General features: G+C 43.3%; 26 protein-coding genes and 1 other annotated feature. Of the genes, 15 read left to right on the top strand and 11 right to left on the bottom strand.

From position 1 onward, the window contains the following. The first annotated feature begins 77 nt into the window (after positions 1–77). Positions 78–653: a LysE family transporter gene (locus tag NSS66_RS19680; RefSeq protein WP_340959599.1), complete on the top strand. Its 576-nt coding sequence runs from the start codon at positions 78–80 to the stop codon at positions 651–653. Positions 654–764: 111 nt separating this feature from the next. Here the strand turns inward: NSS66_RS19680 and NSS66_RS19675 are convergent, their stop codons facing one another. Together NSS66_RS19675 and ylbJ are read right to left on the bottom strand one after the other, a co-directional pair. Then, the gene (locus NSS66_RS19675; RefSeq protein ID WP_013372943.1) at positions 765–1,568 is read right to left on the bottom strand and encodes an NAD kinase; all 804 of its coding nucleotides are present in this window, start codon (positions 1,566–1,568) and stop codon (positions 765–767) included. Positions 1,569–1,634: 66 nt separating this feature from the next. Beyond that, complete coding sequence (ylbJ, locus tag NSS66_RS19670) at positions 1,635–2,930, bottom strand: sporulation integral membrane protein YlbJ (protein WP_023990209.1); 1,296 nt, start codon at positions 2,928–2,930, stop codon at positions 1,635–1,637. Positions 2,931–3,342: 412 nt separating this feature from the next. On the opposite strand from ylbJ, the gene NSS66_RS19665 reads away from it, so the two are divergent. Further along, positions 3,343–3,720, top strand: a complete 378-nt coding sequence (locus tag NSS66_RS19665) for a globin domain-containing protein (protein WP_023990208.1) — start codon at positions 3,343–3,345, stop codon at positions 3,718–3,720. Positions 3,721–3,762: 42 nt separating this feature from the next. Next, positions 3,763–4,473, top strand: a complete 711-nt coding sequence (locus NSS66_RS19660; RefSeq protein ID WP_023990207.1) for a DUF2225 domain-containing protein — start codon at positions 3,763–3,765, stop codon at positions 4,471–4,473. A gap of 92 nt (positions 4,474–4,565) precedes the next feature. On the opposite strand, the gene NSS66_RS19655 is transcribed toward NSS66_RS19660, so the two are convergent. Then, positions 4,566–4,802 (bottom strand): hypothetical protein, encoded by a 237-nt coding sequence (locus tag NSS66_RS19655; RefSeq protein ID WP_023990206.1) that lies wholly within the window; start codon positions 4,800–4,802, stop codon positions 4,566–4,568. After that, on the bottom strand, positions 4,799–4,969 hold the full coding sequence (locus tag NSS66_RS19650) for a YycC family protein (RefSeq protein WP_014277894.1): 171 nt from the start codon (positions 4,967–4,969) through the stop codon (positions 4,799–4,801). The genes NSS66_RS19655 and NSS66_RS19650 overlap by 4 nt, the downstream gene beginning before the upstream one ends. Positions 4,970–5,066: 97 nt before the next feature. On the opposite strand from NSS66_RS19650, the gene NSS66_RS19645 reads away from it, so the two are divergent. After that, positions 5,067–6,854 (top strand): M3 family oligoendopeptidase, encoded by a 1,788-nt coding sequence (locus tag NSS66_RS19645; protein ID WP_279834566.1) that lies wholly within the window; start codon positions 5,067–5,069, stop codon positions 6,852–6,854. 259 nt (positions 6,855–7,113) lie between these two features. Next, a complete protein-coding gene (locus tag NSS66_RS19640) occupies positions 7,114–7,515 on the top strand; it encodes a hypothetical protein (protein ID WP_023990204.1) in 402 nt (133 codons plus the stop codon). Positions 7,516–7,759: 244 nt separating this feature from the next. On the opposite strand, the gene NSS66_RS19635 is transcribed toward NSS66_RS19640, so the two are convergent. Both NSS66_RS19635 and NSS66_RS19630 read right to left on the bottom strand, forming a co-directional pair. Then, positions 7,760–7,996, bottom strand: coding sequence for an alpha/beta-type small acid-soluble spore protein (locus NSS66_RS19635; RefSeq protein ID WP_013311861.1), 237 nt, complete (start codon positions 7,994–7,996; stop codon positions 7,760–7,762). 90 nt (positions 7,997–8,086) lie between these two features. After that, complete coding sequence (locus tag NSS66_RS19630) at positions 8,087–9,052, bottom strand: aldose 1-epimerase (protein ID WP_279834562.1); 966 nt, start codon at positions 9,050–9,052, stop codon at positions 8,087–8,089. 141 nt (positions 9,053–9,193) lie between these two features. Continuing rightward, positions 9,194–9,452, top strand: a binding site (T-box leader). Positions 9,453–9,505: 53 nt separating this feature from the next. Between NSS66_RS19630 and trpS the strand changes: the two genes are divergently transcribed. Beyond that, a complete protein-coding gene (trpS, locus tag NSS66_RS19625; RefSeq protein WP_023990202.1) occupies positions 9,506–10,495 on the top strand; it encodes a tryptophan--tRNA ligase in 990 nt (329 codons plus the stop codon). Positions 10,496–10,537: 42 nt separating this feature from the next. Here trpS and NSS66_RS19620 read toward each other — a convergent pair whose 3' ends face one another. After that, positions 10,538–10,705, bottom strand: coding sequence for a hypothetical protein (locus NSS66_RS19620; protein ID WP_007431986.1), 168 nt, complete (start codon positions 10,703–10,705; stop codon positions 10,538–10,540). Between the two features lie 121 nt (positions 10,706–10,826). Here NSS66_RS19620 and NSS66_RS19615 point away from each other — a divergent pair, with 121 nt between their 5' ends. Next, positions 10,827–11,048, top strand: a complete 222-nt coding sequence (locus tag NSS66_RS19615; RefSeq protein ID WP_013311857.1) for an alpha/beta-type small acid-soluble spore protein — start codon at positions 10,827–10,829, stop codon at positions 11,046–11,048. A gap of 253 nt (positions 11,049–11,301) precedes the next feature. On the opposite strand, the gene NSS66_RS19610 is transcribed toward NSS66_RS19615, so the two are convergent. Next, positions 11,302–12,285 carry a metal-dependent hydrolase gene (locus NSS66_RS19610; RefSeq protein ID WP_023990200.1) on the bottom strand — a complete coding sequence of 328 codons (984 nt, stop codon included), beginning with the start codon at positions 12,283–12,285 and terminating at the stop codon, positions 11,302–11,304. 203 nt (positions 12,286–12,488) lie between these two features. Here NSS66_RS19610 and cyoE point away from each other — a divergent pair, with 203 nt between their 5' ends. Further along, positions 12,489–13,433, top strand: a complete 945-nt coding sequence (cyoE, locus tag NSS66_RS19605; RefSeq protein ID WP_023990199.1) for a heme o synthase — start codon at positions 12,489–12,491, stop codon at positions 13,431–13,433. 89 nt (positions 13,434–13,522) lie between these two features. Here cyoE and NSS66_RS19600 read toward each other — a convergent pair whose 3' ends face one another. Further along, complete coding sequence (locus tag NSS66_RS19600) at positions 13,523–13,867, bottom strand: toprim domain-containing protein (RefSeq protein WP_029518206.1); 345 nt, start codon at positions 13,865–13,867, stop codon at positions 13,523–13,525. A gap of 405 nt (positions 13,868–14,272) precedes the next feature. After that, the gene (locus NSS66_RS19595) at positions 14,273–15,445 is read right to left on the bottom strand and encodes an MFS transporter (RefSeq protein ID WP_071558287.1); all 1,173 of its coding nucleotides are present in this window, start codon (positions 15,443–15,445) and stop codon (positions 14,273–14,275) included. Positions 15,446–15,668: 223 nt separating this feature from the next. Between NSS66_RS19595 and NSS66_RS19590 the strand changes: the two genes are divergently transcribed. The 7 genes from NSS66_RS19590 (at position 15,669) to NSS66_RS19560 (ending at position 22,423) form a co-directional block, all read left to right on the top strand. Beyond that, positions 15,669–16,151: a hypothetical protein gene (locus NSS66_RS19590; RefSeq protein WP_071558288.1), complete on the top strand. Its 483-nt coding sequence runs from the start codon at positions 15,669–15,671 to the stop codon at positions 16,149–16,151. Positions 16,152–16,167: 16 nt separating this feature from the next. After that, positions 16,168–17,319 carry a transglutaminase domain-containing protein gene (locus NSS66_RS19585; protein ID WP_071558289.1) on the top strand — a complete coding sequence of 384 codons (1,152 nt, stop codon included), beginning with the start codon at positions 16,168–16,170 and terminating at the stop codon, positions 17,317–17,319. Positions 17,320–17,339: 20 nt separating this feature from the next. Beyond that, the gene (locus tag NSS66_RS19580) at positions 17,340–19,412 is read left to right on the top strand and encodes a peptidoglycan D,D-transpeptidase FtsI family protein (protein ID WP_340959597.1); all 2,073 of its coding nucleotides are present in this window, start codon (positions 17,340–17,342) and stop codon (positions 19,410–19,412) included. Positions 19,413–19,921: 509 nt separating this feature from the next. Further along, positions 19,922–20,371 (top strand): hypothetical protein, encoded by a 450-nt coding sequence (locus tag NSS66_RS19575; protein WP_340959596.1) that lies wholly within the window; start codon positions 19,922–19,924, stop codon positions 20,369–20,371. Between the two features lie 451 nt (positions 20,372–20,822). Continuing rightward, entirely contained in the window at positions 20,823–21,371 is a 549-nt protein-coding gene (locus NSS66_RS19570) for a hypothetical protein (RefSeq protein ID WP_340959595.1), read from the top strand. A 487-nt stretch (positions 21,372–21,858) separates the two neighbouring features. Further along, the gene (locus NSS66_RS19565; RefSeq protein ID WP_322156977.1) at positions 21,859–22,233 is read left to right on the top strand and encodes a hypothetical protein; all 375 of its coding nucleotides are present in this window, start codon (positions 21,859–21,861) and stop codon (positions 22,231–22,233) included. A 22-nt stretch (positions 22,234–22,255) separates the two neighbouring features. After that, entirely contained in the window at positions 22,256–22,423 is a 168-nt protein-coding gene (locus NSS66_RS19560) for a hypothetical protein (RefSeq protein ID WP_322156976.1), read from the top strand. An 11-nt stretch (positions 22,424–22,434) separates the two neighbouring features. Here NSS66_RS19560 and NSS66_RS19555 read toward each other — a convergent pair whose 3' ends face one another. After that, positions 22,435–22,746, bottom strand: a complete 312-nt coding sequence (locus tag NSS66_RS19555) for a hypothetical protein (RefSeq protein WP_340959594.1) — start codon at positions 22,744–22,746, stop codon at positions 22,435–22,437. Between the last annotated feature and the right edge of the window lie 33 nt (positions 22,747–22,779).

The following is a 22,779-nucleotide window of genomic DNA, read 5'->3' as shown; positions in this document are numbered from 1 at the left end:
ACCGATAGATAGGCCTATATTACAATAAATAACGGAACTTATTCAACTATCTTTTATTCTGAGGAGAGATTAACTAAATGATTTTTGCAGCATTCCTTTCCTATGTCATTATTACATCTTTTACTCCGGGACCCAGTAATATGTTGGTGATGAATGAAGCAAGAAGATTTGGATTCAAAGGATCGATCCATTTCTTCATTGGAATTATTTCCGGATTTATTATTCTTGGTGTCGTGAAATCCTTGTTAACTGCACGACTATATGAGTGGTTACCTATAGTAGAACCTTACTTTAAAGTTGTTGGTGCGGCATATTTATTGTATCTGGCATGGAAAATTGCTTTGCCTAAGAAAAGTAATGATCAGGATATGTATAGCCAGTTTTCCTTTTCTTCAGGTTTGTTTTTTCAAATTATCAATATAAAAAGTATCTTATATTTTTTAACAGCGACGTCCAGCTTCATACTTCCATATCAGAATTCAAAAGGATCTATGCTCTTTTTAATATGTTTAACCATCCTCATAGGTTGCGCGGCATTATTACTGTGGGCGATATTTGGTTCAGCTTTTAAAAAGATATTTACAAAATACGATAAAATCATTAATACAATCATGTGTCTGTTACTTATCTATTCTGCCGTTACTCTTTTCTAAGGGGTATGACCAGTGTGGACGGTATAACGGTAGCAAATCTACAAAAACTCATTGGGGTTAGCATCACTTACTCAATTAAAAAAAGAGCCAGATTCGGCTCTTTTATAGGTTCTAATTGAGAAAAGCGTTGCGTACTCGATCCCAAAATGGGAAAGGACGGTAACGAGCGAAGCTGATCTTCTGACTTGCGACCTGACATCGAACAGAGATTAAGTCATCCACAGGAAAGTTGAGGTGATCTACTGTCAATAAGAGACGCTGATCTTTCCGTGAAAAAATATCACAATGATGGTGTTTGGGCAGTAGCAATGGCGATCCCAGTGTCCGATACACACGGTTATTAATGGAAGCGATCTCAGTCAATTGCAATGCTTCAATGGTGGGATGAACCATAGCTCCGCCAAGTGCTTTATTATAGGCGGTCGTTCCTGAGGGGGTAGAAACACATATACCATCACCGCGAAACATTTCAAAGGTGATATCGTTAATATCTACTTGGGCAACGACAGTGCCATCCACCCCTTTTAATGTAAATTCATTCAAGGCAATAAAAGAAGCATTGCCTGACTTCTTGTGAATTTCCAACTCAATCAGTGGATACTTAACGATTCTCGGGTTAAGCGGTCCTTCAGATCCGCTTTGGCTCATCAGGTGGATTAGCTCCTCCAGCTCGTCCGCACGCCAATCAGCGTAAAAGCCTAGATGACCGGTATGTACACCAACAAAGGCAATATCCGGAATGCGGTCGATGAAGGTATGAAACGCATGAAGCATCGTACCATCGCCTCCAATAGACACGACGATTTCCGGCGATTCGGCATCCAGCTTGAAATTCTTTTCTTGGGCAAGACGGTGAAATTGCTGACTCAAGTCCATGGAGTGCTGATCCCCGCGATCCAGAACATAATATCTCAAGATGAAAAGCTCCTTTGTCATGGGTATATATCGATCATAATCAATTATGAGCAAGAACACAATCGTTCATTGCCTGTGTGTTCTTCTCAAACGTACATATAAGCGACTTGTACCCACACTCAACCATGAGAGACTAAGCATTCCAGCCAGTATAAAGGCAAGAAACAGCAGACTTTGCAACAACATGACGGACGAGAAGCCAGGAGACCACGCGATGTCGTATATCGGAGAAAAGACTGGAGAGCTTCCCTGTCCCATAAGAGGCCGCCATAACACGAGAGCTAGCAGTGCTGAGATGATGCCGTGCGCAGCCCGGGCCAACAAAAATGGCAAATAACGAAGATCCGTCATATTTAAAATACTTGCAACCTGCGCATGAACCGACAGCCCGCCCCAGGAGAGAACAAAAGCGGCTGCGGCTACCTTGAATGGTAACGCCGCTGCCGTGGCTTTACCTGCGGCTTGCGCTCCTAAAGTGACTTCGAAAATACCACCCACAATGGACTCCGTTAACGTAGGAGGAAGACCACATGCAGTCAATAGGCTTGCTGTAAGCAGATGAAGCCCGCTCATTAAACCGGAGTTCGTCAAAGCTTCTAAAATGACGCAGAAGAATACAACTAGCCCTCCTACGACAATAATAAGGCGTAGGGAGGAAGTAATCGCCTGACGAAGTAACTCACCCAATGGGCGACCATCTTCCAAACGAGCTGTATGCATGGCATATAATGCTTGGCGTAGGGGTCCAGGCTGCCTATTGCGATCTGCTGCTTTTGTATTCTTGGACTTCGACCAGGCTTTTTGAGTAGGTTGGCGGTCGCTGCGAGTACCTGTTTCCCCTGAACGGGAACCGTGGAAGCGCATAAGCAGCCCGATGATGAGCACGCCACCATAATGGGCCGCGCCTAGTACGAGTGCAATTTCTGGTTGATGGAAGAAGCCAACGGAAACCGCACCGATCAAAAATATCGGATCAGAGGAAGTAGTAAACGCGACCAAACGCTCTCCTTCAATGCGTGTGATCCATTTTTGCTCCCACAGCTTGGCTGTTAGTTTAGCTCCAATCGGGTAACCGGATGCACAGCTGACCGCAGCGACAAAACCCCCACAGCCAGGTACACGGAATAGAGGCTGCATCAGCGGATCCAACAGCGCACCTATGAAATGAACAATTCCGAAACCGAGGAGAAGCTCGGAAATAACGAAAAACGGGAATAAAGACGGAAACAGCACGTCCCACCAGATGGCAAGCCCCCGAAGCCCGGCATTCAGAGAAGATTGCGGGTATACAGCCATAAGCATAAACAGGAATAGCAGTGTAAGGATGAGCAGAGGAAGCGAGTAACGACGGTATAGCGACATAGAGGCCCCTCCTTTGGTGTTGTACTAATATACCTATGTCGGGGATGGACAAAGAGTACAAAAAAATCAAAGAAAACGGTTACATTTATTGCTGTATTTTTGTAAATAGTATGTTAAAATAGGAAAACAACGATCCATAACCTTAAGGATGGAGTGATCAGGATGAGTATCGTTGCCGGTCTGTTCGTATGTGCTTTTGTGTATGTTATTCGTGCCTCTCTCGTCCATCCCGGTGAAGAGGATTGGCGGAGTTATTAGTGGTATTTATAGAATGACGAAGCTGTGTGCAACGAAGCACACCCTCTTCATATGTTAAATTGATAAAATGACGCTTATTTTTAGCGTCATTTTTTGTTTTTTGTTATAATACGGGTGTATATTTATTACCATAGCACAGAAAGTTGGAGGAAAAGTGAACCCTAGCCTGAGCATTTATGACAACCTTGGGGGTGCGGAAGGTGTTCGTGCTATTATTGAGGCCTTCTACCCGAGAGTTTATAAAGATCCGTTGTTAAGTCCCCTGTTTCCTAAAGACATGGAACCGGTTAAGGAAAAGCAGTATATGTTCCTGAGCCAGTTTTTTGGAGGACCGTCCCTTTTTTCTGATGCATATGGTCATCCGATGTTACGTGCCAGACATATGAAGTTTCCCGTAACGGAGGAGCGAGCAGAGGCATGGTTGTCTTGTATGGCAGGTGCGTTAACGGATACGGGCATTGAGGAGCCGCTTCGTTCAATCATACTTAACCGTTTGTCTGGTCCTGCGCATCATTTTGTAAATACCCCGTAAGCTTTCGGGGATTGCCGAATTTTGGAGAGGGTTGTAAAAACATTGGAACTTGAACCGTTATATCAGATCAAAATCATTTGCCCACATTGCGAAGAAGAATTTCAGACATCCCGTGTAAGACCAAGCCTAAAGAAGGCCATTCGTACAGATTCAGATTTTTGTGCTTATTATAAGAATGAAAATCCGGATTTTTATGTCGTAAGGGTCTGTCCTCATTGTGGATTTACCTCGACAGAGCACTCTACCGTTCAGTTAAGCGAACAGCAAACCAAGATATTCAAGGATAAAATCGGTAATCGCTGGCAGTCTCGCGAATATGGCGGGCATCGTAGCTGGGAAGAGGCATTAGAAACGTATAAACTGGGTTTACTATGTGCCCAGGTCATCGGAGAAAAGGAACGCGTAGTAGCTAGTCTATTACAGCATATCGCTTGGATGTACAGATACCAGGGAAATGAGGAGCAGGAGCTTCGCTTTCTCAAATTTAGCCTGGATTCTTATGTTCGGGTCTATGAGCTGGAGGGTGTCGGGGCGAATAATGCCAAACTGCTTTATCTGATTGGTGAATTGCATCGACGTACAGGCAACTTTAACGAAGCGGTACGCTGGTTTTCGCGTGTCATTAATGACAAAAAGATTATGGATGCAGCCATGATCCGGGCTTCCCGTGAACAGTGGTCTGTACTGCGAGAACAAATGCTGGCTAAAAATTACCAACTGCCGGAGGAAATGCAAGACGCAAGCTCCTCCTGAAGAAATAAAGGTGTGCACTATGGCCGATTTAGGCTCATGGTTCACACCTTGTTTGTAAAACGGGTTATCTTATCTTACAACTGCCTCATGAATTAATGATGACGCAATGTGGTATCTGACAGCAAATAATCGTCATCACAATCCACTAAAGTAACCTTGTTATGGCAGCATGGAAACACAAGCAGCTTTTTCATACCTTCGTGTATGAGCTTAAGTTCTTTTGGCTTCAGGGGCAGCAAAACATTATCATGGTCGCAAAACGGACAAGACTGTACATAAACGTCTCCCATGACGATGTCATAAGGCCAGGTTTTATGAAAAGGGATCATGATTTGTCCGATTCTCCGCCGTTCGGGTCAGCGGTTTCTTCTTTAGCCAGTTCGGCTAGCTTTTGCATCAAAATGTGCTGGGGTGTATGCATAAGGTGTTCCAGCGGAATGCCGAGCTTTTCGGATAATTTCACAGCCGTTTCCGGCGAAATTTGTAAGGGTCTCATCCTGTTTTCCTCCCAATTGTAGTGATTTACTATCACGATGTAGCTTTATTGTATATGAAACCACAAGAATTCGCCAAAAAAGAAAGGTGGAACTATTATGAAAACACCGTTAAAGCAAACATGGGATCTGGAATCTATTTTTAGCGGAGGATCTTCCTCTGCCTCATTTCTTGCATTTTTGGAAGAAATGGAAAGCAAGGTCCAACAACTGCAAGCTCAGCTTAAAGCAGCCAAAGTACCACAAACGGTATTGGATACCGAGCGTCTGGATAGTGTACTGAATAGCATACAGGAGCTGTTTAATGGTGCGTCGCAGGCGGGTTCCTTTGTCTCTTGTCTAACTGCTCAAAACCAGCACGACAAGCTGGCTGTTCAACTGGGGGCGCGTGTCAATACGCTATATGCCCAAGGAAAAAGTGCTTTAGTATCTTTCCAGAACTTGCTGGCACAAACCAGTGAAGACATTTGGCAGAAATGGATGGAGCGCGAAGCTATCCAGCCGATTTCTTTTGTCCTGACCGAATATCGGAACGAAGCACGTGAAAAAATGGCTCCTGAGCTGGAAAGCCTTGCATTGGATCTGGCAGTGGATGGCTACCATGGCTGGGGCGACTTTTATGATACCATTGTCAAAAATATGACGATCCCTGTGCCAGAAAATGGCGAGATCGTAAACCTGTCTGTAGGTCAGGCAGCTAATAAGCTGGATGAAGCAGATCGCAGCGTACGTAAAGACGTGTTTGCACGTTGGGAAGAGGCATGGACTCAGGTAGAGGACTATTGCGCGGATACATTGAATCATTTGGCAGGCTTCCGTCTGAAGCTATATGAAAAACGAGGCTGGACAGATGTGCTTAAGGAACCGCTGGAAATCAGCCGTATGTCTGCACAAACGCTGGATACGATGTGGCAGGTTATTAATGAAACAAAGCCTATTGTAGTCAAATACTTGGAGCGGAAAGCAAAACTGCTGGGCTTAGAGAAGCTGTCCTGGCATGACGTTGAAGCTCCGCTGGGGACGTCAACCACTAAAATCCCTTACGACGATGCTGCTGTAACGATTGTTGAGCAATTTGGTAAATTTAGCTCGAGAATGGCTGACTTTGCCCAAATGGCTTTTGAGAAAAGCTGGATCGAAGCAGAAGATCGTCCAGGCAAACGTCCGGGTGGTTTCTGTACATCTCTGCGTCTGAGCAAAGAGACCCGTATTTTTATGACCTATGCCGGATCACCATCCAATGTTTCGACACTGGCCCATGAGCTCGGACACGGTTATCATCAGCATGTGATGAATGAATTGCACCCATTGAATCAAAATTATGCCATGAACGTAGCTGAGACGGCATCGACGCTGGCAGAACTAATTGTATCAGATGCGTTGCTGGAAGCTGCCGAGGGTCAGGAGAAGGTGGCTTTGCTGGAGGATAAAATTCAGCGTGGTGTAGCCTTCTTTATGAACATTCATGCCCGTTTCCTGTTTGAAACCCGTTTTTACGAGCTGCGGAAAAAAGGAGTCGTAGGAGCACAACAATTAAGCGAGTTGATGGAACAAGCGCAGCGTGAAGCGTTTAGTGGTGTCCTGGATGAGGCTCATCCTCATTTTTGGGCATCCAAGCTGCATTTCTATATTACGAATACTCCATTCTACAACTTCCCGTACACATTCGGGTATATGTTCAGTGCAGGAATTTACGCTTTTGCGAAGGAAAATCCTGACGGCTTCGCCGACCAATATGATGCCTTGCTGCTTGATACAGGTCGCATGACAGTCGAAGAATTGGCTTCCAAGCACTTAGGTACCGATTTAACACAGGCTGACTTCTGGCGTAATGCTGCGCAAGTTACTGTTCAGGATATTGAGCAATTTTTACAAATGACAAAATAACGGATTTACACTTTAGAGGTCTCCCACGAGGGAGGCCTTTTTTGTAATTTTTGCAGAAGATGATGAATAAAGTCGCAAAATGTCGAAGTGTAATTAACATTACCTGTTGGCGAAATTTAAAATGATGGATATACTTAGAAAATAGTTATAAATACCCAATTATGTTGGTTTTGATTGTAAGGTTAAAAATCTTCGCATATAATTGAGCCGTAAGACCTATTAAATATTTTTGGATAAGGTATATAGGAGGGTTTTTGTAATGGATGAAGTAGGTCAATTGTCGTTGGCAAGGCAGATGGATATCGTTTTAAAAGAACTGGATAATGAACTGGCGGGTTTGTCGTCAGGTATCGTATTTGTACAAATACGTAACAATGTAGTTGGGAAATTTGGGATTCGTCATAATCCGCTTGCAGGTAAAGGTGGCACATTTGCAGCAGTAGAACCGGGGTTATCAGTAAAGCATCGGGAGGATTTTCGGCGTATGGCCCTAGAAACGCTAAATCATAAGCGTAGCTGGACTCATGGTGAGATTGCTTTCGATTTTGCAATCAGACAAGGAACGATTTTGGTAGATGCAACACTGGAGTCCAACTACAACATGGCGAATCTCATGATCCGCTACAACAAGCCTACATACCGAGCGGCTAATTCGGAATAAACATTTATATGAGAATTTTGCAAAAATCCCATAAGCGACTTCCAATGAACAAGATATAGATCGAAATGGTTAGTTCGTCTATATCTTGCACTTCGGAGCGACTGGAATCGAATTTTGCAAAATCCTGATAAAAAAGAGTAAAGAAAAGGCGGCCTTCCTAGGGAAGACCGCCTTTGTTATATGCCCGTTATAACGCATTTTGGTAAATTACGATGAACGGAATGCTCACGCGGAATAATGACGCTTATTGACCTGAACGACCTGATAATTGCTGTTCGGCCAGCTGTACCAAGCGTTTAGTGATATAGCCTCCCAGAGAACCAGCTTCACGGGATGGCATGTCACCGTAGTAACCATCTGCCGGAATGGTGATGCCCAGCTCTTGTGCAGCTTCATATTTCAATTGTTGCAATGCGTTGTTGGCTTGAGGAACAACTAGGTTGTTACTGCGACGGCTTCTGCCTTGATTAGCTTCATTCATGTGTAGTCACCTCCTTCGGCTGTGATGAGGTTAGTATGCGACAGAGTTATGAAAATATGCGCCGAAGGAAGAAAAGTGACTAGAGGAAAATTACGGATATATGATATGAATCTGAGTTTTGAGGTCGATGGATTGCTGAGGCTCCAGACGGATCAGCCCGGCTTCCCTGACAGGATCAGGTGAATTGGGCGCATCAGGCAGCCATGTATAAGGCTCAATGCAAAGATACTGGTCGCATTCACCTTTGGTATATAAAACCCAATACTTATAGTATTGCTCATCTGCTGTGTAGCGGATTTGATAACCGTCGTCACGGGTCAAAAGAGCTTCAGCAGGGCCTTCCGTTGCCCGCAGCAAAGTATCTAGATTTGTTCCTTTCAAAGAAAGACCCGAAGAGAGCTGCTCCAAGTCATCTAACGAAGTAATGATACCTGTAGGTAGCTGTTCAGCATCCTGCTCATATACGCCGTTCACAGGCAGCTTTAGGCGCCAGCGCTCAGGTTCTCCGTCCACCATAAACCAAGTGTGATATCCCAAGCCAAATGGGGCTGCTTTTTCACCTAAATTCGTTACGCGCAGAGTTTGACTTAATACAGCACCCTGCAAGCGATACGTCATCTCCAAACGTAAAGGAATGGGGAATTGTTCCATCCAGTGCGGATCACTTTCTGTCAAAAGCTCAGTAGTAACACTGCAACCTTCTTCATCCTCTTCAATATCACTGCAGCGCCAGGACTGATTACGATGCAGACCGTGTATATGATTGTCATTGGCTGTATTTCGGTCGAACTGATAAGGAACACCGTCAAACTCAAATTGTCCCTTGCGAATTCGGCCTGGAGGAATCAAAATGGGCAAGCCAAAATGATAAGGCTTTTGTAAATAGAAAGCCAATTCTTCCTCACCAGGCCGACGTACGATATCCCGGTCGAGCTTCAGATCACGCACTGAGATAATATTATTCCCGAGGCGAGGGATCATCGTAACTTCCAGTTCACCACTATGTAAAACATACGTGTCGTAACCGTTCCAGTGTTCTTTGGTCACTTGTTTCATATCCATGCTCCTTTGTCCACTATAATCGGTTGAAGCTTCGTGTCATTATGATAACAGATTTTTGATCGTAGGGCACAATCGTCATTTGACAATAACATTATGCGGAATTATCATTAATGTAGTTTAGAAAGTAATGACATGGATAACACGATGATGAGGACAAGTAAGCTTTCGCATAAGCTCTTCAGAAAGCCGGTGGTGGATGGGAACCGGTGAGCCTGCACTGCTGAATGGACCTTGGAGTGCCGCACAGAACAGGATTCTACTGTCCTCAGTATGACGGCCGATTACTCCCCGTTAACGGAGCTTTAAGATTGCAGGCAGCCACGGAGCGTAGCTCCGACAAGTAATAGGCTGACGGCAATGAATAAGGGTGGTACCACGGTCTCGCGTCCCTTGAGGATGCGGGGCCTTTTTGCGTTCTAATTTTGAAATAAACGGAGGAGGAAGAATATGAAAACTGTACTTTCAGGTATTCAGCCTAGTGGACAACTTACTTTGGGCAATTACATTGGTGCAATGAAAAACTTTGTCAAATTGCAAGAGGATCATCAATGTTACTTTATGGTCGTAGACCTTCATGCAATTACCGTACCGCAGGAACCGGCCCAATTACGTGAGCAGTCGGAGGCGGTAGCGGCATTATTTATCGCAGCAGGTATTAACCCGGAGAAATCCAATGTCTTTTTACAATCCCATGTTCCTCAGCACGCTGAGCTGGGATGGTTGATGACAACACTGACGAATATGGGCGAGCTGGAACGTATGACTCAGTTTAAGGACAAAGCGGCAGGCAAGGACTCCGTAGGAGCAGGGCTGTTCGTATATCCATCGTTGATGGCAGCTGACATTTTGCTCTACAACGCGGATCTCGTTCCGGTAGGCGACGATCAGAAACAGCATCTGGAGCTGACACGCGATTTGGCGGGTCGCTTTAATCACCGTTACGGAGATTATTTTACTGTTCCCGAACCGTATATCCCTGAAGTAGGGGCGAGAATTATGTCCCTGGATGATGTATCTAAAAAAATGAGTAAGAGCAATCCGAATGCAGGCAGCTTTATTGCCCTGCTGGACGAACCGAAAGTCATACGCAAGAAAATTAGCCGCGCTACGACCGATTCTGGTAGTGAGGTTAGATATGATCCGGCCAATAAACCAGAAATTAGTAATCTGATGGGCATCTACAGCCAGTGTTCCGGTTTGTCGCTCCAAGAAGTGCAGGATCGCTATGAAGGTCAAATGTACGGAACATTTAAAAAAGAACTGGCAGAGACCGTTGTAGCTATGCTTGAACCGATTCAGCAGCGCTATCGCGACATCCGGGAATCCGGTGAGATTGGACGTATTTTGGCCCAATCCGCAGAGCGCGCACAAGAAGCGGCTGAAGTCACGTTGTCTGCGGTCAAAGAGCGCATGGGCTTTCTGCCACGTCTACGCTAAAGCATATTGCTGGCAAAATAGATTAGGCCCTATAGGATTGGCTTAGGAGCGGCGTTGTCGGGCTTTGACCACGAAACCCCAGCCGATATTGCCGACAGATAATAGCCCCAGTAGAATGGCAAGCCATGCGGAATAACTGATGGATATAGCGGCTGCGGTCAGCAGGACAATGGATGAAACGGCGAACCATAGGGATAAACCTTTGCTCATTGGTAAAAACCTCCAGTGTTCAAATGTTGAATTTCAGGAATAAGTAGTTGTAAGCGAGCCATAATAATCTTGCAAGCTTGCAATGAACCTCACTCACAAAGAACTGAAAGGAGATTCAAATATGAGCAGACGTCGTTCAAACAACCTGCAAGTACCGCAGGCCAACGCCGCTTTACAACAATTAAAATATGAGGCAGCTCAAGAACTTGGCATCACCATCCCTCAGGACGGTTACTTCGGTAATGTTGTTTCCCGCGAAACAGGTTCGCTTGGGGGATATATCACGAAAAAGCTGGTCCAACAAGCAGAACAATCCTTGTCGGGCAGCAGCCGTTTGCAGTAATACACATAAACACTCCATCTTGGAAGCTGTATTATGAGCAACTGTGATGAAGAAAATCCGGAGCGATCATGCTCCGGATTTTTTTACGCATGGCCTATGACCATTGTGAATCACGCAAGTCCGCTTCGTCAAGAGGGCGCTTTCATGAGATCTGATTTTTTGCGGGAGTGACCAAAAAAACAGCAAGCTCCCAGATTAAGGGGAACTTGCTGTCTGTTGTTCATACGGCTTGTTGTTAGCTTGTAAGCAGGTTTTAATTCGTATGCAGGGAAAGGCGTTTTTGCATCTTTTCGTCACTGAGCCATCCAATATAGCTGTTGATCAGTCCGAACTGCTTATCCATCGCGACCACAGCCACAAATGGATATTGTCTCCGGTGTCGATACCTTACGTCTCCCCATCGCACAATGTAGCCCCATTCCAGTTCCTCCACCTCGGCAACGGCAAAGGAGGAAAAATAGCGAAATGCCTGCACATCGCGATAGGATTTGGAGGCTTCTACGGCAGGATGTGTGGATGGAATTGCATGTTTCGTCCAAAATAAGTGTTTGCCATTTAATCCGCCAATGTCATAACTTCCATTCTGATGAGCTTTTACCACATGCCACCGATTCCATGATACGGTGGGAATGATATAATAGATGTCGCCCTCCTGACGCTCATTGTCCATATTACGTACCGCTTTTCTGGTTATAAAATGACTCCAGGTTCGCCAAATGTAATATAGGCCAATAATAACGTACAGCGTAATAAATAAGGGAGCGGGTGGAGTCAATCCGGTGATCCACAGCATAATCGCAGCAACATGGGTGCCAAAAATAAAGGGATCGAAAATATGGATGATATTCCAAGATATCCACTTGTTTGTAAATGGCCGGAATGCCTGTGTTCCGTACGTATTAAATAAATCTGTGAATACATGCAGGCAGACGGCAATCGTTACCCATAATGCTACATGACCTGGGGGCACATCTCTGAAGATCAGGCAAATCAGTCCTGTTATGGACAAGATCCATATCAACCAGAAGGGAATTGAATGCGACAGTCCACGGTGATTGCGAATGTAGGCTGCATTGTTTTTCAACCGAAGCAAAGTGTCAAAATCCGGAGCTTGTGACCCTACGACTGTAGCGAGCAGTATGACTGCGGCCAACTTTGGATCTCCGGCGACGACAGGATCAGTGTAGGCCAGCCCGGCCAATCCGATTCCCATGACAAAGTGTGTGGCTGTATCCATATCTGTCGCTCCTTTTGTATTGTTTCCTGTACTTATTACTACCCAAATTTACTGTAAACGATCAGCAGGGGCGATTTGCCATCGGAATTGTGAACGTTTTGTGCGTTTTCTGTCAAACTTTTTGGGGTAGGTATATGATAAAATTTATATCGGAGTTCAACTTACTCCCGAATTCATACATCTCTAAGGGGGAGTTACTCACAATGGATAATATAAGTTATAAGACTTCTTCGGATGCGGCTACCTATTCTGTAAAATCTAAACCACCCGGCAAAGCGGGCACTTGGAAAGATTTTATTACAGTTACCAAGCCAGGCATCCTTCGTACCAATCTGGTTGCAGCCTTTGGTGGTTTTTGGTTAGCATCGCAATGGGACGTTGATTATATAAAGCTAATTCTTACACTATTAGGTACAATGCTGGTTATGGCGTCTTCTTGTGTTTTTAACAACTATTTTGACCGTGAGCTGGATTTGAAAATGGAGCGTACACGTAATCGCTCACTGCCAACAGGGCGTCTGACCCCTACAACGGTGTTGTCATACGCTATTATTTTGGGCGTTGTTGGGTTAGCTGTTCTATTCTCCTTCTCTGGTGTAACGGCAGGATTACTGGGATTACTTGGTATGTTCGTCTACGTCGGTATTTATACACTTTGGTTAAAACGTTCATCTACATGGAGTACATCCATCGGCGGTATTTCTGGTGCAATGCCTCCGGTGATTGGTTATGTGGCCGCTTCGGGGCGTATTGATATGGGCGCTTGGCTCTTATTTGCTCTCCTATTCTTATGGCAGCCTCCTCACTTTTGGGCACTTGCTATTCGCAGAGTCGAGGAATATCGCGCAGCAGGATTTCCGTTGTTGCCAGTCGTAAAAGGTATCCATCGGACCAAAATTCAGATGATTCCTTATATTGTATTGCTGATTCCGGTACCCATCCTTATGTATGCTTATGGATATGCCGGTATGATTTTTATGATCGTGTCCGTGTTACTGTCCGTGCTGTGGGCATTCTATGCCTTTAAAGGTTTTACGATTAAGGAAGAAGAAACGGATTCCTGGGCAAAAAAAGTATTTTTCTTTTCCATTAACCATCTGACACTCAGCTTCTTGCTGATGATCGTCGATACGGTTCATAAGTTCTAATGTCATTTTAGAGGCATTTTATAGTGCATCATATAGCTGTCCAACAGGCATGAAAGCGGCCTGAGGACAGCTTTTTGTTATTTTAAAGACTAAAGAACAGGTGGAGGGTATATAATGTATTCTTCCAATCCTGCTTTTTCCAATTGAGCGATCACATATTCGTCTGGAGTGCCTTCTACGCCAGCGTATCCTTTGCGGGTATACATATGGTAGGCATCCGGAAAAGAGTCAGCAAGCACACCCCTTATTTTTTTCCCTGAGCTGTCATTGTCCATAAATAAATATATTTCGTCGTGTTTGGCCCGCTTGTGGAGGGATTCCAGTTTTATAGAGTTTAGTGTGCCGAAGGTGCATAAAATGTGGACCTCCGGGTCAAGTAATCGGCGAAGTTTGCTGCGGTCATTTTTCCCTTCGACGATCACGGTTATCGCCATGTAAGCTCACCCCTTGTCTGATACATATGCTCGAAATTCCCCGGGAAATGAAGAATATGTGTATAGTGTAGCTCCAAATAGGGTTCTCATGCAAAAAATAACAAAACAGCCTGCCAGAAGTGGCAGGCATGGGCACAAGGGGCAACATGTTAGGGCGATTCAGACATTAAATCCAGCAAGTACGGAGAATGATGACGAGCAGAATATAAAGAACAAGAATGGTGCCAGTTGAAGTTCCAATAGGGCAAGGATGACAGTGGCTCACAGGCTGCACCTCCCTTTGTTAGTGAATGTTCAGTCAAAATAGTCTATGTGGATAGGGGTATAGTGTACTGTGCATTTGCCCTCTGGAACGGTATTTTGGGCTTTATAGGTAGGACAATAGCAACCGCTGTCTCAGACTAGCTAGGAATGATAAGGTCCTGAGGCAGACAGTGGCGGTGTCGGAGATAAGCGCTTAACGGGAATGAATAGCAGGCCAGCCATCAGAATCAGAAATGCGATAAAAAAAGGAGAAATGTGATCGGGTAGCTGACCTGCCAGTACAGGTCCGGCAAAGGAGCCGATAGATGTTGCAATAGACTGTAGTGCAAAGGTTTTACCCAGTCGCGCACCTCCAATTCGTATGAAAAGAGAGGCCAGCGCTGGAAAAATGATACCTTTGGCTGTTCCCAAAATAAAAAGTATGATGCCAATCGCCGCTTCGGGCGTGGTGGCGAGTGCGTAGAAACTTAGAGACATCAAAATAATGCCACAAAGTAGCCGCGCCATGGGTGAATATTTGTTCAGAAACAGCAGGCTGAGCGTACAAAGTGCTCCCAAACTGATGATGGAAAAGAGCAATCCGGTGGACATCATGGACGCAGAACCGTTATTTCGTAATGGGATTTCGTAAAATAAAATGCCTTGTGCACACGCCAAAACAAAAGGAAGGAGCAGGTAGCGCCAATTGAATGGTAAACGCGTCTTCTGTACCCCGGATAGTGGAGCAGGTGTCGCATGACCATCTGATAATTGGGCCTGTGGAGCGGGTGCTGTTTTGGGCAAGGTGAAATAAGCCATGAGTCCCGTGACTACGAGAATGATGCCAAGGGAACTAAACGTCTCACTAAAGCCGAAACTGGCTACGATAAATGCGCCGGCAGCTGGAGACAGGACAGAGGCCAATGTGTGAACGACACCATGTCCCGACATATATTTGCCCTGCGTAACTGGATGATCGGATAGCTGTGCCAACATGGCCAGACAGGCTGGAGATAAAAAGGCCAACACAAAACCGCTAATCGCCCGAAGAAAAAGTAATTCCCACGGTGTGTGGATGTACGATTGAATGATAAGAATGATGCCTGCGGCTGTTAGGCTGAACATAATATATCGGCGGCTGCCGTGTTTGTCGACCTTGGGGCCGGCCATCAAATTACCAGGCAGGTGAGTTAGAGAGTAAATCCCCATCATCCAGCCAATAAAAGTAGGTGCTGCACCCAGGGAGATAGCGAATGGTGTCAAAATAGGATATTGTGCATGCAGATCGAAAAAAGCAATGAATAAAAAGAGATACAGCCAGAGGGCTGTTTTCATGGGATGACCCCCTTCCCTAATGTAAACTTTCATGTTGCACCACGTATCGGCCCTTCCTAAGTTGTACGCTGGAGGGGACGAACATAGACCACTTTGTATGGACAAGAATTGAATAACAAGGTGTGTAAAAGAGCTAAGCTGACAGGGCATCACGTAATCATGTATAATTACAGAGACAATTTTGTGATTTGAATGATGTAGTTGAAAACGGGAGTGTAGCGAAATGGATAAGGGCGTCTGGACAGAGTTTTTGGAACATAATTGGCAGATCGTTCAGGATAACTGGATGTATATATTAATTGGGCTTGTCCTACTATTAGTCATATTGAAGATTGTAAGAACTCTCGTAAAATGGCTGATTGTCATTGTCGTAATTGCAGGCTTGCTTATCTACAGTGGCATTTCCTTTGAACAGGTCGGCAAGGTCGTTACTCAGGCAAAGGATGATGCGATCAACAAGGTTCAGAGCGAGGCTTTGAACATGATGATCAAGGAGGGACGGGATGCCCAATACACATCCAACGCGGATGGTACGTTTTCGGTAACCAGCTCCAACCTGGAAGTGAAAGGTCCATTTGATGGTGACAAGGTCAAGGTATGGTTTCAGGGGATGTCGCTGGGCGAGTGGAGTATGGGCGATACCGTCAAGAAATATATCGAAGGTGCGAAAGGCTCGGCTGTAACACAGTCGCCACAGTCGCCGTAGAGACAGGAGGAACACAATGAAACCATCCTGGCTGGAGCCTATTCTTCATTGGAATGGCGTGACGGTGTTTTTGATTGTCATTGTACTGCTGTCGTTGATTCAGGGCTGGAGACGAGGAGCTTCGAGATCTGTAGGGGCGCTGTTCAGTCTCATTGTGGATGGCATACTGACTGTGGCGGGTATTTTGTGCTCGCTCGGGTTAGCCATGTGGCTTTCACCAAAAGTACAACAGTGGTTGGCGGCTTATATGGAACATTTGCCTCAGCGAGAACTAAGCGGGATTGAACAATTTTATTATACGTTGGTGGCGGGGTTAGAAGGTTTTCCGCTGCTGCGGTTCGCCGTATTGTTTATGCTCAGTTATGCGATCGCCCAATTTGTACTACGTGTAATTTATGTGTTGATGGTAGGTGGCAAGTCAGATTCTCATCTCCGTGAACATGAAAAAAAATCAGGCTTTTTCAGCAGGGTGGCAGGGGCTGGAATAGGTACTCTTATTGGTGGAGCACGCGCTATCATGGTTATAGCCCTGCTATTCATCGGCGTAAGTCTGTATCCAGACAGCGGGTTTAGCAGCTACGTCCAAGCTTCACCGATTTATAAGCAGGGAGCGCAATCGGTCATTGAGCCGTTATCCGGTACACTGATTAAGGATAAATTGCCCGTATTTACGCAGGCCGTTACCAAGGAATTAAATGGTATCCTGCAGCGAAAATACGAAATGATTGACCGGGAAATTCCGAACGATATCAGTCAGGCTGCGGCCAAGATTACACAGGGGATGAGCGGTGATGAGCAAAAGGCCAGAGCGTTGTATGAATGGGTAGGTACCCGTATTAGCTATGATTTCGGTAAGGTAGAAGCCTATGAGCAGCGTGGTGACTGGCATGAACAGACCCCCAGAGATACGTTTGATACACGTAAAGGAGTCTGCATTGATTATGCCCGCCTGTATGCGATGATGGCTCGGTCGCAGGGACTACAGGTCAAGGTGGTGACAGGGCTTGGTTATAACGGACAGGGAGGATACGGTTCCCATGCATGGAATGAAGTGTATTTGAGCGTGCAGGATCAGTGGGTGCCGTTAGACCCGACCTGGGCGCAAAGTGGGGACTGGTTTAATCCGCCTGGTTTTGCCCAAACACATATCAAGGATAAAGTGATTTAATAAGGAGTGGAAAAGGGCACATGAGAAAGATAGACAACGAGCAGGGAACAGACAATGGGACGTCTGATCGAAAAAGATTCAGCTTTCGGATCAATCTGTTCTTTTTCAGCTCGTTCATTATATTTACGGTCATTATTGTAAGACTGGCGATACTTCAATTTGTAGATGGACCTCAGCTTAAGCAGCAGGAGGCCAGTAATGTTACTAAAAATGTACCGCTTACGCCGATTCGCGGAACAATTTATGATTCCACCGGGCAAAACAGACTGGCGTACTCTACACCTGTACAATCGCTGTATATCACGCTCTCCAAGAACTATAGTGACAGCATGGAAAATTTGCGTAATCCTGATAAAAAACTGTTGCCTGAGCTGGAAAACATGACACAGAAGCTGGCAAATCGGTTTGCTCAATATGGTAGTAAAGATGAGCCGAAAATGACGGCAGAGCAAATTATGGACGCTATGGACCGGAACTATCAACGGTTTAGCGGTTTTACGCCGCGTCTGATTAAAACCAATCTTAATAAAGATGAAGTCGCCTATTTTATGCAGCATAAGAGTGAGTTCCCCGGGTTAGATGTCGTAGAGGAAACGGTACGTCATTACGATCCTGATACGGTAGCAGTTCAAGCGGTTGGCTACATTAAAAGCTACAAAAGTGCGCGTGAAACGTTGGATAAATATAAAAATATTCAAAAATCCATGTCAGCTGAAAATGATCCGGGTCTCATCTATATGGATAACGAGTCGGTAGGCTTTGATGGACTTGAATTTCAATATCAGGAACAGTTACGAGGGAAAAATGGCTATAAAACGGTTCCGATTGATCCACGCAATATGCCGGAAGGTGTAGATTCTGTTACTCCTCCGCAAAAAGGAAATAATGTCTATTCTACGATTAACAAAGAAATTCAGGTTAAGACTGAAGATGCTATTATGGATCAATTGAGATGGCTCCATTCACACGCTGTATCTGGCAAGACCCATCCTTATGCTAAAACAGGCTTTGCTGTGGCTATGGAAGTGGATACAGGAAATGTGGTGGCGATGGCTAGTATGCCGGATTATGATGCTAATTACTGGCAGACCGGAAATATATCTAGCGATAATTATAAGAAAATACAAAATGTATACTTGAATGGTACTATTCGCTCCTTTGGATCGGGCCAATCAGGTCAACATCCAGAGTCGGTTGTCCTACTTGGCTCCACCATTAAGCCGCTTTCTGTGTTAATAGGACTGGAGGAAAATCTATTCAGTACCTCATCGTATTACCAGGATACAGGAGCGGCTTACTTTGGGCGTAATAATTCGTCACGAGTTCGGAATTCCTCGGGTCATGTGTACGGCGGGTTGGACCCAGCTTCTGCCATTCGGCATTCCTCCAATGCATTTATGGTCGATATGGTGGGCAAAAGATTGTACAACAAATACATTAATAATGCCAAGGAAGATCAAGGTGTGAATGTATGGGACCGCTACATGAAGGAATTTGGACTAGGTGTTTCTACGGGTGTAGATTTACCAAGTGAATGGTCTGGACGCAGAGAGTATGCTCATAATTCGAAAGAGTCCTCATTATCTAAACTTGCATATGCTTCTTTTGGTCAGCAGGGTAAATATACAACGCTTCAGCTTGCACAATATACAGCAGTATTGGCTAGCAAGGGGAAACGGATGGAGCCGCATTTGGTCAGTCAAATTAAAGACACTAACGGCAATATAGTACAAACGATCAAGCCGAAGGTGTTGAATGAAGTGAAATTCCCGGATGCTTACTGGAATGAAGTTATACGCGGGATGGCAACAGATGTTAGCGCATTTAAAGGTTTCCCTTACGACTTTGCTCGCAAAACGGGGACATCGCAGCAAAGTGTAGGCAGAGAATTGAAAGATAATGGAGTATTTATAGCCTTTGCACCACGTCAGAATCCCAAACTTGCAGTAGCGGTTGTTATTCCTGAAGGGGGCTTCGGGGCCTGGAGTGCCGGGCCTGTGGCGCGTAAAATCTTTGATGCTTACGATGAAGTGTACGGTCTGGACGGTGTTCCAAAGAAAAAAATAGATTCAACCGATAATGATGGAAAGTAATACTGTAGAAGTGAATTAAGTAATTCGTGGCTGTGCGTATAGATTGAATGAAAGTCATCGTATCTAAGTATCCCAATGAGCATTAGTTCAACAGTCGTTAGGGTTTGTCTGATGAAAAGTGGAAGGAAAATCTGGAGAAAAACAATAAGCGTGAGATTTGATCAATAAAGCAGATAGCTTAGTTCTTTCATTAATGGCGGCCCATCATTTGTTTCAAAATGATGGGCCCCTGGATATTTTAAAGAAAGCTATATACTATATCACATGTGCTATTCCTGACAAGTAGACTTATAGAGCTGAAAATATATATAGTAATATTTTCTTGAAATTTTTAAGTCGAATCTTAAGATTCGTTACTTCTGATCTGGAAGGAAAATTTATATTTAGTGATTAATGGGGAAAAATATTGAAATGATAATATTAACAGAAAATGATATATATACATAAATCCTTTTTGTGGCATTGAGTTATAAAATCAGGTTGTAGTTAATAAACAAGGAGGTTTTTATATGCTAAATAAAAAAATGAAAGTCTCAGGAGTGTCGTGTCTCTTATTTTTAACAATAACATCTTCAGCTTATGCCGATGTTTCCGCAACATCTTCAGCTCATGCGGATGCTTCTGTAACATCTTCAACTTATGGGGATGCCTTTGCCCATGAAAATAGTTTAATCAGTACATCGGGAACTTCAAAATCATATAATTGGGGAGACAGTAGTGCTGCAATTTATTGTAATGGTAGAATAACTGTGCATACTTTTCCAAGTGGACATTATTCTGATGTACTTACTGTAGCACTTTACCAACCAGGAGATCCTAGGTCCTGGGATAGTTATACCTTACAAGACGGTGGTAAATACAATAATAATGTTTCTTTTAAAGGGCTTTATGGATATTTTTATGTAAGAGTTGTCCCGAATGATGATTCTGCAAAAGGAACCTTCTATGTTGAATACTAACAAGTTTTGAAATATTGGAATTAGAAGATGGTGACACTTTTTTGCAGATTATCAAGTTAAGTGCAAGAGAGCTTCTGTAGATGATTTATGAGCCGTTTTTCATTACTAAACAATTTCGTGGATGGTTTTGATCAGAAGTTCCTAATTCCACTTTTGATTTTGGCACCCCCCTTACCATTAGGTAAAATTGCGTAAGGGATCATTTGAATTCTCATTGTCGCCTTTCTGCCAAAAGAAGAGTAAGGTGGATATTAAAAATAAAAAAATTAATTAAGCGGCGATCTTTTCCCGGAATTCAATTGGGGAGAGGTCGCCGAGTTTGTTGTGAAAACTCTCTGTAAAACGAAATATAGTCTTCAATCTTAATAAAACAAAAGTTTGTTGTAACAATTTAAATATTATTATCTCTACATAAAAATTAAATTTAGCTATAAGTGATGGAGCTGACTTTATGACTGCCAAGTATAAAAAGATAATATACTATCTGGTTTTTATCGTGTTATTTGTGAACTTGTTCTTATTATTTCTGTATTCCATTAATTATGATGTGTTACTTTTCAAAAAAGGTAGTTATCTAATACCTATCTTCATTAATATCATTGCTTTAATTTTACTTTCTACTATAAGTAGCGGAAAATCCCTGGTAACTTTAGTAATAATAATAGGATTACTTTTGTTGTTACTACTTAAGTCTATATTTACCCAATTATTTCATCCTTACAGCTATGAACAAGTAACATCCCCTATAAATAACAAGGTTATTCTTACTGAATATCGAAAATCCCTTCTTGATGGAAAGGTTTCGTTTTACAGGATCTATCAAGTAAAATTTGTTGTATTTACAAAACAACTTACTAAAAAAGAGATAGTTATTGATTATCCATATACCCTTGATCCTTCTCAAAAAGAAGTATTTGATTACGGAGCACCAGAATGGAGGGGAGAAAATACAGTAATATTCCATACAATAGAGGGGCCAAGAAGATTTATCATGGATTAGTCGGAGAAAGTAGTTACGTGATGCTAAAACTAAGAAAGTTGGATGGAGAATCGAGAAAAATATTGTAAAAAAATTAGGGTAAAGGAGTTTAACATAAGTAGTGTAGAATCCAAGAGAAGGGAAGTCACTCAACATTAAAAATAACCTCTCCAGTCAGAAACGTTCAAAATTTTTCTCCCCGTTAACCGTGAGGGATATAAAAAAAATTTAGAATCATAGAATGTGAAAGATATAAAGATCAGTGGCAGACTGACGTCTTCTTTCGTTGGATTAAGCAATATTTGATTATTCCAACGCTGTTTGGTACAACCGAAAATACAGAATACGGGTAACTCTTTCGGACTTTTATCGTCTTCTTCTTAAACCCTTACTTCTTTTTACTTAATCAAGAAGTGTGTTAATAAATTATATAAAATATTGCGTAACCTAACGAAACAAATTATAGTATAAGAACAAAACTCTAATCTTTAGAAAAAGGAGTGTAATTGTGAAATATAATATTAATCTATTTGGAAATAACTTTGATTGCGAACTGCATGTACAAGATAATGACTTGTCCATTACATTGGATGAGGACAATCAAAAGGCAATCAAATCGTATTTATCCAGGGTGCTTCAGAAATACACGGAAGTCAATATATCAGAGAAAAATTCATTAGAATTAATGGTCACTAAAGCTATCCAAGTTGAAAAAAATATAGGTAGTCGAATGTCCGAGCCAAAGCTTAAATTGCCATATGAATTTGCACCCGAAACGAAAGAAAAACTTATTGAATGTGCGAATATACAGGAAACTTCAGCGACCCAGTTGTTAATTCGCTTAATTGACCAGAAGTATCATGAAGTGATGAATAACAACTAAGGGAAATAAGGAGAAAAGTAACATGGCTTATGGGAATAAAGTGAAATTCCATTATGATGTACCTGCTTATATTAAGAAGGAGTTAGCGGAGGCGGCAAAAAAGCTGGGGCTTACCGCTACCGAGTTGCTTATTAGAATTATAGAAGAGGAATATCAAAGAGTGAAAGGGACAGGGCAGGACTCTAAATGAGTCCTGCTTCTCTATGCTTTAAATAGTCTAGTAAAACAGTTATGTAGGTGAAGGCTCTCGGTGATAGAAAAAGAATGATAGCGATATTGGTCGTTATTTCTCTCGACTTGGTCCATATAAAAAAGGTGCATATCCCAATAATCTTCTTTTGCATTAGATATTATTAGAAGTAAGCTGAAAAGCTCCGGCTCATCTAAAATTTCTAATACAATTTTGGAATCTGATTGCTCAGTACTAATAATTTCACGGACATGTGCCAAAAGTGGAGTAGCCATCAAATTTTGAAGTATAAGAAAGCTTTCTTTGAGCGTAATATATTCCATTTCTAATTTCAAACCCCCAATCATTACCTTTTA

The sequence above is a fragment of the Paenibacillus sp. FSL R10-2748 genome, from assembly GCF_038005565.1.
In the GTDB taxonomy this organism is placed as follows: Bacteria; Bacillota; Bacilli; order Paenibacillales; family Paenibacillaceae; genus Paenibacillus; species Paenibacillus polymyxa_B.
The sequence above is the reverse complement of the archived record's forward strand: the minus strand, read 5'-3'. Positions and strand labels throughout refer to the sequence as shown.

What these genes read in the sequence shown, in the direction of transcription:
- NSS66_RS19615 (WP_013311857.1), top strand. Translation starts at nt 10,827, where the DNA reads ATGAGCAGACGTCGTTCAAACAACCTGCAAGTACCGCAGGCCAACGCC.
- cyoE (WP_023990199.1), top strand. Translation starts at nt 12,489, where the DNA reads ATGGATAATATAAGTTATAAGACTTCTTCGGATGCGGCTACCTATTCT.
- NSS66_RS19560 (WP_322156976.1), top strand. Translation starts at nt 22,256, where the DNA reads ATGGCTTATGGGAATAAAGTGAAATTCCATTATGATGTACCTGCTTAT.
- trpS (WP_023990202.1), top strand. Translation starts at nt 9,506, where the DNA reads ATGAAAACTGTACTTTCAGGTATTCAGCCTAGTGGACAACTTACTTTG.
- NSS66_RS19610 (WP_023990200.1), bottom strand. Translation starts at nt 12,285, where the DNA reads ATGGATACAGCCACACACTTTGTCATGGGAATCGGATTGGCCGGGCTG.
- NSS66_RS19680 (WP_340959599.1), top strand. Translation starts at nt 78, where the DNA reads ATGATTTTTGCAGCATTCCTTTCCTATGTCATTATTACATCTTTTACT.
- NSS66_RS19555 (WP_340959594.1), bottom strand. Translation starts at nt 22,746, where the DNA reads ATGGAATATATTACGCTCAAAGAAAGCTTTCTTATACTTCAAAATTTG.
- NSS66_RS19580 (WP_340959597.1), top strand. Translation starts at nt 17,340, where the DNA reads ATGAGAAAGATAGACAACGAGCAGGGAACAGACAATGGGACGTCTGAT.
- ylbJ (WP_023990209.1), bottom strand. Translation starts at nt 2,930, where the DNA reads ATGTCGCTATACCGTCGTTACTCGCTTCCTCTGCTCATCCTTACACTG.
- NSS66_RS19650 (WP_014277894.1), bottom strand. Translation starts at nt 4,969, where the DNA reads ATGAGACCCTTACAAATTTCGCCGGAAACGGCTGTGAAATTATCCGAA.
- NSS66_RS19570 (WP_340959595.1), top strand. Translation starts at nt 20,823, where the DNA reads ATGACTGCCAAGTATAAAAAGATAATATACTATCTGGTTTTTATCGTG.
- NSS66_RS19620 (WP_007431986.1), bottom strand. Translation starts at nt 10,705, where the DNA reads ATGAGCAAAGGTTTATCCCTATGGTTCGCCGTTTCATCCATTGTCCTG.
- NSS66_RS19635 (WP_013311861.1), bottom strand. Translation starts at nt 7,996, where the DNA reads ATGAATGAAGCTAATCAAGGCAGAAGCCGTCGCAGTAACAACCTAGTT.
- NSS66_RS19585 (WP_071558289.1), top strand. Translation starts at nt 16,168, where the DNA reads ATGAAACCATCCTGGCTGGAGCCTATTCTTCATTGGAATGGCGTGACG.
- NSS66_RS19655 (WP_023990206.1), bottom strand. Translation starts at nt 4,802, where the DNA reads ATGATCCCTTTTCATAAAACCTGGCCTTATGACATCGTCATGGGAGAC.
- NSS66_RS19630 (WP_279834562.1), bottom strand. Translation starts at nt 9,052, where the DNA reads ATGAAACAAGTGACCAAAGAACACTGGAACGGTTACGACACGTATGTT.
- NSS66_RS19575 (WP_340959596.1), top strand. Translation starts at nt 19,922, where the DNA reads ATGCTAAATAAAAAAATGAAAGTCTCAGGAGTGTCGTGTCTCTTATTT.
- NSS66_RS19645 (WP_279834566.1), top strand. Translation starts at nt 5,067, where the DNA reads ATGAAAACACCGTTAAAGCAAACATGGGATCTGGAATCTATTTTTAGC.
- NSS66_RS19595 (WP_071558287.1), bottom strand. Translation starts at nt 15,445, where the DNA reads ATGAAAACAGCCCTCTGGCTGTATCTCTTTTTATTCATTGCTTTTTTC.
- NSS66_RS19640 (WP_023990204.1), top strand. Translation starts at nt 7,114, where the DNA reads ATGGATGAAGTAGGTCAATTGTCGTTGGCAAGGCAGATGGATATCGTT.
- NSS66_RS19590 (WP_071558288.1), top strand. Translation starts at nt 15,669, where the DNA reads ATGGATAAGGGCGTCTGGACAGAGTTTTTGGAACATAATTGGCAGATC.
- NSS66_RS19600 (WP_029518206.1), bottom strand. Translation starts at nt 13,867, where the DNA reads ATGGCGATAACCGTGATCGTCGAAGGGAAAAATGACCGCAGCAAACTT.